The 10,719-nt window shown below is 56.8% G+C and carries 3 protein-coding genes; 1 reads left to right on the top strand and 2 read right to left on the bottom strand.

Going from position 1 to position 10,719, the window contains the following annotated elements; genetic code table 11:
- The first annotated feature begins 109 nt into the window (after positions 1-109).
- On the top strand, positions 110-2,851 hold the full coding sequence (locus tag EE949_RS22360) for a LuxR C-terminal-related transcriptional regulator (protein WP_122666301.1): 2,742 nt from the start codon (positions 110-112) through the stop codon (positions 2,849-2,851).
- Between the two features lie 69 nt (positions 2,852-2,920).
- On the opposite strand, the gene EE949_RS22365 is transcribed toward EE949_RS22360, so the two are convergent.
- A complete protein-coding gene (locus tag EE949_RS22365) occupies positions 2,921-8,212 on the bottom strand; it encodes a M10 family metallopeptidase C-terminal domain-containing protein (RefSeq protein WP_122666302.1) in 5,292 nt (1,763 codons plus the stop codon).
- A 348-nt stretch (positions 8,213-8,560) separates the two neighbouring features.
- Positions 8,561-10,719: calcium-binding protein (locus EE949_RS29545; RefSeq protein WP_164666818.1), on the bottom strand; the 2,159-nt coding region annotated here is incomplete at its 5' end.

Raw genomic sequence — 10,719 nt, forward strand, 5'->3', positions numbered from 1 at the left:
TGTAGGGAAATTGTTACAGTCTTTTCCTTCGGCGCCTTCAAAACCGCTGACTTACCGGCTAGTCTCCAGAACATTCGCCAAGCCGATAAGACGTCAACAAGAGCCGGCCATGACTGATCTGTCCCGTTTGCAAGTGTTCGCAGGCAACGCGGTTCCCGCGCTGGAGGGGCGATTCTTTCGACCGCCCTTGCCTGACGGCTACGTACCCCGTGAACGTTTGTGCGCACGATTGAGTGCAGGTTTGTCCGGGCGATTGCTGTTGATCAGTGCTCCGGCAGGTTTTGGTAAAAGCTCACTGGCTGTGGAGTTCTGTCAGAACCTGCCGGAGCAATGGCAAAGCGTGTGGTTGGGGCTTAGCCCTCGTGATAGCGACCCTGGGCGTTTTCTTGAGCGGCTGCTTGCCGCGCTGCAGCAGTTTTTCCCGCAATTGGGCGCGCAGTCTCTGGGCTTGTTGAAAATGCGCCAGCGCCATCAGCCCTTTGCGTTTGAGGAGTGGCTCGACGGTTTGCTGGACGAGCTGTCGATGCACCTTATGCTCGGCAAGCCCGTGCTGCTGGTGCTGGACGATTACCATCTTGCCCAGGGCCCGGTACTTGACAGGTGCCTGCAGTTTTTCCTGAATCATCTTCCCGCCGGGCTGATCATTATGGTCACCAGCCGCCAGCGTCCCGAGTGGCATCTGGCACGCCTGCGCCTCTCACGGCAATTGCTGGAGCTCAACGAGAGCGACTTGCGCCTGACTCTTACAGAATCTTTGACACTGCTGTCCCAGCACAGCAACACCCTCGATGCAGCGGCAATACAAAGCCTTATCGAACGTAGCGAAGGCTGGGTGGCGGGGCTGCGTTTCTGGCTGCTGGCGAGTTCTGAAGTCGGCGCTGGCAACGAGTTGCCTCAGGGACTACACGGTGGCGAGGGTCTGATCCGCGATTATTTGCTTGAAGAAGTCATCGATTGCTTGCCTGGCGATGTGCAGGCTTTTCTTTACGACACGGCCTGCCTTGAACGCTTTTGTTTTGAGCTGTGCGATGCGGTGAGGGACAGCCACGACAGCGCGCAAATGCTGAGTTACCTGCAGTCCCATCAGGTATTCCTGGTACCACTGGACGAACAGGGGCGCTGGTATCGCTACCACCATTTATTCTCCGATCTCTTACGCGCCAGGGATCAGGCCGGGTCGCAACAGAACCGGCTGCATCTAAACGCCTGCCGCTGGTTCAGTGAGCAGGGGCTGCTGGATGAAGCAGTAGAGCAGGCGTTGCGGGCTGGGCATCCGGATGTGGCCGCCAACCTTGTACAAAACCTTTCCGAAGAGCAGTTGTTGGCCGAACAGAACGTTGGCATGTTGTTACGCTGGAAAATGGATTTGCCCGACAGCTTGTTGATCAGCACGCCCAGGCTGATCGTGCTGTATGCGTGGGCGTTGGGGTTGGCGTGTCAGCTTGATGCGGCCGAGGATTTGGCCGAACACCTCAGCCGCTTCCTGCCCGCGCCCTCTGCCACTGCGCAGCAATCAATGCTGGCCCAGTGGCTGGCGCTGAGCGGCATCATTGCCAGGGGGCGCGGCGATACCGAAAAAACCCGGCGATATTGCAGTGAAGCGCTGCTCAGTTTGCCGCGTAAACGCTATGGTCAACGTTTAATGTGCCTTTCCACACTTGCTAATCTGGCGATTGCCGAAGGCGATTTATGGCGAGCGCGAGCTTTGAATCGTGATGCGCTGGAGCTTGCCCAGAGGGTCGCCAACCCGCTGTTCGAAGCCCTCGCGCATTACGACCGCGCCCGAGCGTTGCAGGCACGCGGTGAGATTTTGCGTGCGCTTGATGAGGTTCGCCACGGGTTGCAACGCTTGAAGGGGTTGTCCGCGCAGCGGCTGTATGCCATCCGAGCGCGACTCACCCTTTATGAAGGATATCTGCTGACCCTGCGCATGGATGATGAGGCCGGTCGCACACTGTTGCTGGCCGGTCTCGCCGAGGCGCGGGCGTGTCGGGATATCAGCGTGCTGATCGGCCATAGCGTGATCGCCGGGTTGCATGGGCGCGAGGGGCGATTCGCGGAGGCGTTTGCGGAGTTATCCGAAGCTGAACGACTGATGCATATCTGGGATGTACCGTCGATCTACTATCTGGCGATGATCACCTTGGTGAAATGCGAGTTGTGGCTGGCGCAAGGTCGCTTTGATCTCGCCGAGGCCTGGCTGCTGCGTCTGACGCAGACCTATAGTGGCGATGCTCCGGCGCCTTCCCCTGAATGTCATCCTCACTTACCGCACTATGTCGAGTTGCAGTGCGCGGCCCTTGAGCGCTTTCAAGGGCAACTGGACGCAAGCGCGCAGCGACTCAAACTGCTGGAAAATAATGCGAGGCGCGTCGATGGCCAGTTATTGAATCTGACCGCGGTGATACAACAGATGCTGTTGTTGATCGGTACGCGCGACGAGACGAAGGCCCGCGCGCTACTCGATCAGAGTTTGCGCGCAGCAACTGGCGGGGCATTACTGCCTTTTCATGATTTGATTGAGCGCCATCCTGGCTGGCTGCGCGACCAACTGCTGCACAGTGCACCCTGTGCAGCGCGAGATGCTCTACTGGAAAAAATTCCTGTTGCGAGTTGCGCAGCGTCGCGTGAAAGCGCCGATTCACTGCACATCACCGATACGCTCAGCGCACGTGAGTTGAGCGTCCTGCAACTGATCGCCCAGGGTTGCTCCAACCAGGAAATCAGCGATCAGCTTTTTATCTCTGTACACACCGTCAAGACCCATGCCAGTCATATCAATGGCAAGCTAGGTGTCGAGCGACGTACCCAAGCGGTAGCCCGAGCGCAGGAACTCGGACTACTAGGCTGATGCTCGCACGCAGTTACCTGGAGAAATGCCGGTATTTGTCGGCTTTCTCTCAGGCTCTGAGGTATCGAGTCAGACGATCAGGTCGTTGGCGGTGAACTGAGTCACGCCCACCAGGTGAATCTCAAAATCACCGGCGAGGTTGCCATTGATATTGCCTGACAGGACTTGATCGACGAAACGCAATTGTCCGGCACCGGTGAATGCCTCCTCACCAATGAAGGTGAAAGGGTTCACCCCGCGCACGAGGATATTGGCATCAAGTCGGGTCAGGTCAATCTTGTCGCCTTGCGCGCTGTCGAAGTCGGTAATCACATCGCGATTGATGCCCAGGCCAAGCTCGCTGAGCAGATTAAAGGCGAAGATGTCGGCCCCGGTGCCGCCGGTCAGTGTATCTGTGCCCAACCCGCCAATCAGTACGTCGTTACCGGCTCCACCTTCGAGTGTGTCGTTGCCGGTACCACCATTGAGTGTGTTGTTACCGTCATTGCCAATCAGCACGTTATTCAAGATGTTGCCCGTGCCGTTGAGGTTGTCGCTGCCGGTCAGGGTCAGGTTTTCCAGGTTGGCGCCCAGGGTCCAGTTGACCGATGACTCGACCGTGTCGATTTCGCTGGTCAGTCTGGAAGTCTCAAGGATCACATCACGCAGATTGTCGACGACATAGGTGTCGTTACCCAAGCCACCGATCAACGTGTCGATACCCAGACCACCGTCCAGACGGTTATCACCGCTGTTGCCGGTGATGCGGTTGTTCAGGGTGTTGCCGGTGCCGGTGAGGTTATTTGTGCCGGTGAGGATCAGATTTTCTACGTTGGCGCCGAGGCTATAGCTGATGGAGGCCTGAACGGTGTCGATTTCAGCAGCCAGTTCGCTGTTCTCAACTACCACGTCACCGATGTTGTCGACGATGTAGGTGTCGTTGCCCAGCCCACCGATTAAGGTGTCGGCGCCTGCTTTACCGTCCAGCACGTTGGCCGCGTTGTTGCCGGTCAGGGTGTTGGCTTCGTCGTTGCCGGTGAGGTTGATGGCGGCGGCGCCCAGCGCCTGTGCGTCTTCGACAAAATTGCTGAGGGTATAGGTGACCGTGGTTTGCACCAGATCACGGCCCTCATCGTCGAGCTCGGTCACTACGTCTTTGAGGTTGTCGACGATGTACGTGTCATCGCCAGTGCCGCCGATCAAGGTGTCGATGCCGACACCGCCGTTGAGGGTGTCGTTGCCTGCACCGCCATTCAGGGTGTTGTTGAAGGCGTTGCCGAGCAGGATGTTGTCCCGATCGTTACCGATGACGCTGAACAGTCCGACCCCCAGCAGCGTGACGTTTTCCACGTTGCGCAAGTTGCTATTGCTCAGGTCCACGGTGTTGTTGAGCGTGGTTGCAGCGAAGGCTACGTTCAACGTGTCGCTGCCCTGATTACTCAGCTCTTCGATGAGCGCCAGTTCGGCAAACTGGTCCAGCACATAAGTGTCGTTACCACCACCACCTTTCAAGGTGTCGACACCCGCGCCGCCGTTGAGCAAATTGTTTCCGGCGTTGCCGGTCAATACGTTGGCCAGCGTGTTACCGGTGCCATTGAGATTATCGCTGCCGGTCAGGGTCAGGTTTTCCAGGTTGGCGCCCAGGGCCCAGTTGACCGAAGACTCGACCGTATCGATTTCGCTGGTCAGTCTGGAAGTCTCAAGGATCACATCACGCAGATTGTCGACGACATAGGTGTCGTTACCCAAGCCACCGATCAACGTGTCGATACCCAGACCACCGTCCAGACGGTTATCACCGCTGTTGCCGGTAATGCGGTTGTTCAAGGCGTTGCCGGTGCCGGTGAGGTTGTTTGTGCCGGTGAGGATCAGATTTTCTACGTTGGCGCCGAGGCTGTAGGTGATGGAGGCCTGGACGGTGTCGATTTCAGCGAGCAGTGCGCTGCTTTCAACCACCACGTCACCGAGGTTGTCGACGATGTAGGTGTCGTTGCCCAGCCCACCGATTAAGGTATCGGCGCCGGCTTTACCGTCCAGCACGTTGGCCGCGTTGTTGCCGGTCAGGGTGTTGACCTCGTCGTTGCCGGTTAGGTTTATCGCTGCTGCGCCCAGCGCCTGTGCGTCTTCGACAAAATTGCTGAGGGTATAGGTGACCGTGGTTTGCACCAGATCGCGGCCCTCATCGTCGAGCTCGGTCACTACGTCTTTGAGGTTGTCGACGATGTACGTGTCGTTGCCCAAGCCGCCGATCAAGGTGTCGATGCCGACACCGCCGTTAAGGGTGTCGTTGCCTGCACCGCCTTCAAGAGTGTTGGCCAAAGCGTTGCCGAGCAGCAGGTTGTCCTGAGCGTTGCCAGTGAGCCGCAGCGCGAGATTACCGACGAGTCGGCCCTCTTCAATGAAGTCGCTGAGTGTGTAGCTGACGGAGGTTTGCACCACGTCGTAGCCTTCGGCGGCGAGTTCGGTGACGCTGTCATCCGTATTGTCTACGAGGTAGAAGTCATCGCCGGTGCCGCCAAGCATCGCATCAGCACCCAGTCCGCCGTCAAGTCGGTCATTGCCTGCCCCGCCGTTCAGCTCATCAGCCCCTGCACCGCCGCTCAGGCTGTTATCGCCACTGTTTCCGGTCAGGACGTTGCTCAGAGCATTGCCAATACCGTTAAGGGCATTGCCTGTAAGCGTGAGGTTCTCCAGGTTAGCGCCCAGAGTCCAGTTGACCGACGACTCGACCGAGTCGATTTCGCCGGGCAAGGTGGAGGTTTCAAGGATCACATCACGCAGGTTGTCGACGACATAGGTGTCGTTACCCAAGCCACCGATCAACGTGTCGATACCCAGACCGCCGTCCAGACGGTTGTCACCGCTGTTGCCGGTAATGCGGTTGTTCAAGGTGTTGCCGGTGCCGGTGAGGTTGTCGGTGCTGGTGAGAATCAGGTTCTCAAGATTCGCCCCCAACACGTAGCTGATGGAGGCTTGAACGCTGTCAATTTCAGCGGCCAGTGCGCTGTTCTCAACTACCACGTCACCGATGTTGTCGACGATGTACGTGTCGTTGCCCAACCCACCGATCAAGGTATCGGCACCGGCCTTGCCGTCCAGCACGTTGGCCGCGTTGTTGCCGGTCAGGGTGTTGGCCTCGTCATTGCCTGTGAGGCTGATGGCGGCTGCGCCGAGCGCTTGCCCGTCTTCAACATAGTCACCCAGCGTGTAACTGACCGTGGTCTGCACCAGATCATGACCCTCGTCGTCGAGCTCGGTCACTACATCTTTGAGGTTATCGACGATATACGTGTCATCGCCGGTGCCGCCAAGCAGCGTATCAATTCCGGCGCCGCCATCCAGACGGTCATTGCCTGCACCGCCTTGTAACTCATCGTTACCCAAACCACCGCTGAGCAGATTGTCCCCGACGTTGCCGATCAGCAAGTTGTTAAGGAGGTTGCCTGTGCCGTTGAGATTGGCATTACCGGTCAGGGTCAGGTTCTCAAGGTTAGCGGCCAGGGTCCAACTGACCGAGGACTCGACCGTATCAATCTCGGTGACAACTTTGCTGGTTTCGATGATCACGTCCCTGATATCGTCGACCACGTAGGTGTCGTTGCCCAGACCTCCGCTCAGGGTATCAATCCCGCTACCGCCGTCGAGCACGTTGTCGCCACCGTTACCATCGATTCGGTTATTCAGCGCGTTGCCGGTGCCGTTGATGTTGCTGCTACCGGTCAGAGTCAGCACTTCCACGTTGGCGCTCAGGGTGTAGCTGACCGAAGCCTGAACCGTGTCGATTTCACTGAGCAGAGTGCTGTTTTCAACAACTACATCGGCCACGTTGTCGACGATGTAAGTGTCGTTACCCAGGCCGCCGATCAGAGTGTCAGCACCTGCCTTACCGTCGAGAACGTTCGCCGCATTGTTGCCTGTCAGCGTATTGGCCAAGTCGTTCCCTGTAAGATTTACGGCCGCCGCGCCCAGAAGTTGGCCATCCTCAACAAACGCGCCGAGCGTATAGCTGACTGTGGTTTGTACGAGGTCATGACCTTCGCCATTGAGTTCCACTACCCGATCGGCGATGTTGTCGACGATGTAAGTGTCATCGCCGGTTCCACCGAACAATGCGTCAATTCCCACGCCACCATCAAGACGGTCGTTGCCTGCACCGCCGCGTAACTCATCTGCGCCTGCCCCGCCGCTGAGGCTGTTGTCGCCGTCATTACCGATCAATACGTTTCGGCTGGAGTTACCGGTGCCATCAAGATTGGCGGACCCGGTCAAGGTGAGGTTTTCCAGGTTGGCGCCCAAAGTCCAGTTCACCGAAGCCACGACCGTATCGGCATCGCTTTTCCAAAAGCCGGTTTCGATGACGCTATCGTTAATGTTGTCGACGATGTAAGTATCGCTGCCATCCCCGCCTATCATGATGTCGGCACCTGCGCCGCCATCCAGCACGTTGTTCAGGTCGTTACCGATCAGGGCGTCATCAAATGCCGAGCCCGTAGCGTTCTCAATCTTCGCGCCGAAGGCAATCGCCAGGCCATCGTTGACCAGCTTTTGCTGCTGGTAGTCAATAAAGGCCTGCCCAATGTTGCTGAACTCGCCCTCATTGAGGTTGATCAGCACGGAATCGGTTTGGTTGCTTGCATCAATCGTGTCTATACCGCCGCCGTCCCAGATCGTCTCGAATACAGACTGATTGGCGTCCCAGCGATAAGTTGTATCTCCCGCTTCCCACAGCATATTCGCGCCATAGAGCTTCTGGATCGCCAGGATGTCCAGAAGCATCGGGGTGGTCGGTTCGTAGGAGTAAGCGTTGGTGTAACTCATGATGGTGTAGCGAACATCATCGAGTACGGGTGACAGCGTGGTGCCGTTGTAATTGCTACCCTCGAAGGGGTGCTTGAGCCCTAGCGCATGACCGATTTCATGCATGAAGGTCAGGTAGTCATAACTGCCTTCGATGGGATTAGGGTCGTCGGTGGTCGGTGCTATCCACACGTCGCCTGCAACAGGCGAGTTGGCGGGAAAGTAAGCCCACGCTGCCGTGCCTTCCTCCATGTCCATATAGCCACCAAAGCGCAGATCGCCAACGTTCGTAGCGGTGTCAGTCACTTGAGTGAAGTTGACATTAGCCACGGCGGACCACTTGGCCAAGGTGTCGACGATGGCGGTTTTTTGCTCTGGCGCCAGTTCGTAAGCGTTCAGATACTCCTGATCGCCGCTGTATGGCAGAGCGAATCTGGAGGTATCTGAATCGTAAAAGCTATAGGTCAGGTTAGTCGGTAGAACCCCGTAGAAACTCCATGATGTGCCGTATAGCAAGCTGTTGAGTTGAGGATTATTGCTTGCAAAAACCGAGTAGCTCATGGAAGAACCGGTTGGAGAGGGCATTCTTGCTTCCTGAAAGAATTTTGATCTGTCCCGCGATGACGGCTACTCGTGGAATGCACATCATTAAGCGCGTTCGTTATGATGGAGTTTTATTTCTGACGCCAAAAAAAGGTGGATCATATCCAGCTTGTATCGGCAGGTGTATCAAAAACGATAGCTGGGTGGCTATGAGCCATCATTTGCCGATGAGTGGTCGTACAGCAGGTACTGATTTACCACTTCCCAAGCCTCCAGACGGATCGTTGCGCAAACGAAAACCGGCCAATACCTCGCAGTAGTGGCCGGTCTGGATTTCAGCTGCCAGGCGGAAGATGTTGCAGAATTACTCTGGCAGCCCGCTGCTGGCCGTCAAGACAAGATCAGATCTGCATCGGTTAATGCACTCACACCCACCAGCTTGATGGAAAAGTCTGCGACCTGATCAGCATTGCTGGTGCCGTAAACCACGATGCCGTCAGCATCGGCCACAAAGCGCAGTTCCTTGGCGCCTCCGGTGAACTCTTTATCCCCAACGAACGTGTAGCCCTTGAGCGCGGAGAAATCGAGCTTGTCGCCAGCGCCTGGGGCATCGACATCGGTGGTGAAGAGAGAAATGACATCTTGCTTGTCGTTTAATCCCATCTCGTTCAGGGCGTTGAACCTGAAGGTGTCGACGCCCGACCCTCCCACCATCTGGTCAGCCCCGAGACCGCCTATCAGCACGTTAATGCCGCCGTCACCGGCTTGCAGCATGTCATTACCGGCGCCACCGTTGAGAGTGTTATTGCCATTGTTACCGTAGATGACGTTATTGGCGGCGTTTCCGATAAGCGTCATGTTCAACGCGCCAGTTTCTCGGGCGTCGAGGACTTCCAGGTTGGCGTTAAGGGTGATGGAGGCAGTGCCTTGGAACGCCTCAGCGATGGCCGAGTCAATGCGCAGAACCAGAGCGTCCGAATCACCTTCACCGGCTTTTTCGGTAATAACGTCTTCCAGCACCAGTGTCGCTTTACTGCCTACACCTTTGGCCAGCAGATCGACGATGTAAGTGTCGTTGCCTTTGCCGCCAATCAGTGTGTCGATGCCAGCGCGGCCATCGAGCACGTTGTCCTGTTCGTTGCCGTTGATGATGTTATTCAGTCCGTTACCGGTACCGTTGATGGCTGAGCCGGTCAGGATAAGGTTTTCAACGTTGCTGCTCAGCACGTGGTCGATGGACGCCTTGACGGTATCGATGCCTTCGTTAAGTGCCTCGGTAACGACGTCGCCAATTTCATCGACAATGTAGGTGTCGTTACCCTTGCCGCCGATAAGCGTATCGGCACCCAGGCCACCGTCCAGCGTGTTCGCGGCGGCATTTCCGGTCAGGGTGTTATCCAGTGAGTTGCCGGTCAGGCTAAACGCGGCGGCCGAGTCGACGATCGCGTTTTCCAGATTGTCGGCCAGGGTGTAGCTGTTTTTTGCGTAGGCCACGACATGGACGGTGTCGTTGCCGCCGTTGGCAGTTTCGACCAGAACGTCTTTGTCGCTGTAGACGTAGTAAGTGTCATCGCCTGCGCCGCCAGTCAGCAAATCACCACCGTTTTTACCGTCGAGTACGTCATTACCAGCACCACCGGTGATTTCGTTGCGCGCAAGGTTGCCGGTCAGCCTGTTGCCGCGATCATTGCCGGTCAGATTGAACAGGCCGGTGCCGGTCAGGGTGATGTTTTCAAAATTCAGCAAGTTGCTGCTGCTCAGGTCGACGTCAAGCGCAGTGGTTTTGCTGGCGTTGTTGTAGCCAATTTTCAGGGTGTCGTTACCTTCATCTGCGTCTTCGCCAACGAGTGCCAGTTCCGCTGCATTGTCGAGCAGGTAAGTGTCGTCGCCTTTGCCACCCACGAGTGTGTCGATGCCGGTTTTACCGTCGAGAAGGTTATCGCCGTCATTGCCGGTAATGACGTTGTTGGCGGCGTTGCCCGTGAGGCTGATCGCCAGATTTCCCGTAGCGGATGCGTCCAGATCTTCCAGGTTGGCGCCCAGTGTTACTGCGGCAGTACCGGAGAAATTAACCAGCCGATCAGCACTCAGTTTGAGCAGGTCGTGATCACCTTCACCGGCTTTTTCGGTAATAACGTCTTCCAGTACCAGTGTCGCTTTACTGCCTACACCTTTGGCCAGCAGATCTACGATGTAAGTGTCGTTGCCTTTGCCGCCAATCAGTGTGTCGATGCCAGCGCGGCCATCGAGCACGTTGTCCTGTTCGTTGCCGTTGATGACGTTATTCAGTCCGTTACCGGTACCGTTGATGGCTGAGCCGGTCAGGATAAGGTTTTCAATGTTGCTGCTCAGCACGTGGTCGATGGACGCCTTGACGGTATCGACGCCTTCGTTAAGTGCCTCGGTAACGACGTCGCCAATGTCATCGACAATGTAGGTGTCGTTACCCTTGCCGCCGATAAGCGTATCGGCACCCAGGCCACCGTCCAGCGTGTTCGCGGCGGCATTTCCGGTCAGGGTGTTATCCAGTGAGTTGCCGGTCAGGCTAA

The organism is Pseudomonas viridiflava (assembly GCF_900602065.1).
In the GTDB taxonomy this organism is placed as follows: Bacteria; Pseudomonadota; Gammaproteobacteria; order Pseudomonadales; family Pseudomonadaceae; genus Aquipseudomonas.

Excerpts from the sequence above, each read along its gene's own strand:
- EE949_RS22360 (WP_122666301.1), top strand. The coding sequence starts at position 110 with ATGACTGATCTGTCCCGTTTGCAAGTGTTCGCAGGCAACGCGGTTCCC.
- EE949_RS22365 (WP_122666302.1), bottom strand. The coding sequence starts at position 8,212 with ATGCCCTCTCCAACCGGTTCTTCCATGAGCTACTCGGTTTTTGCAAGC.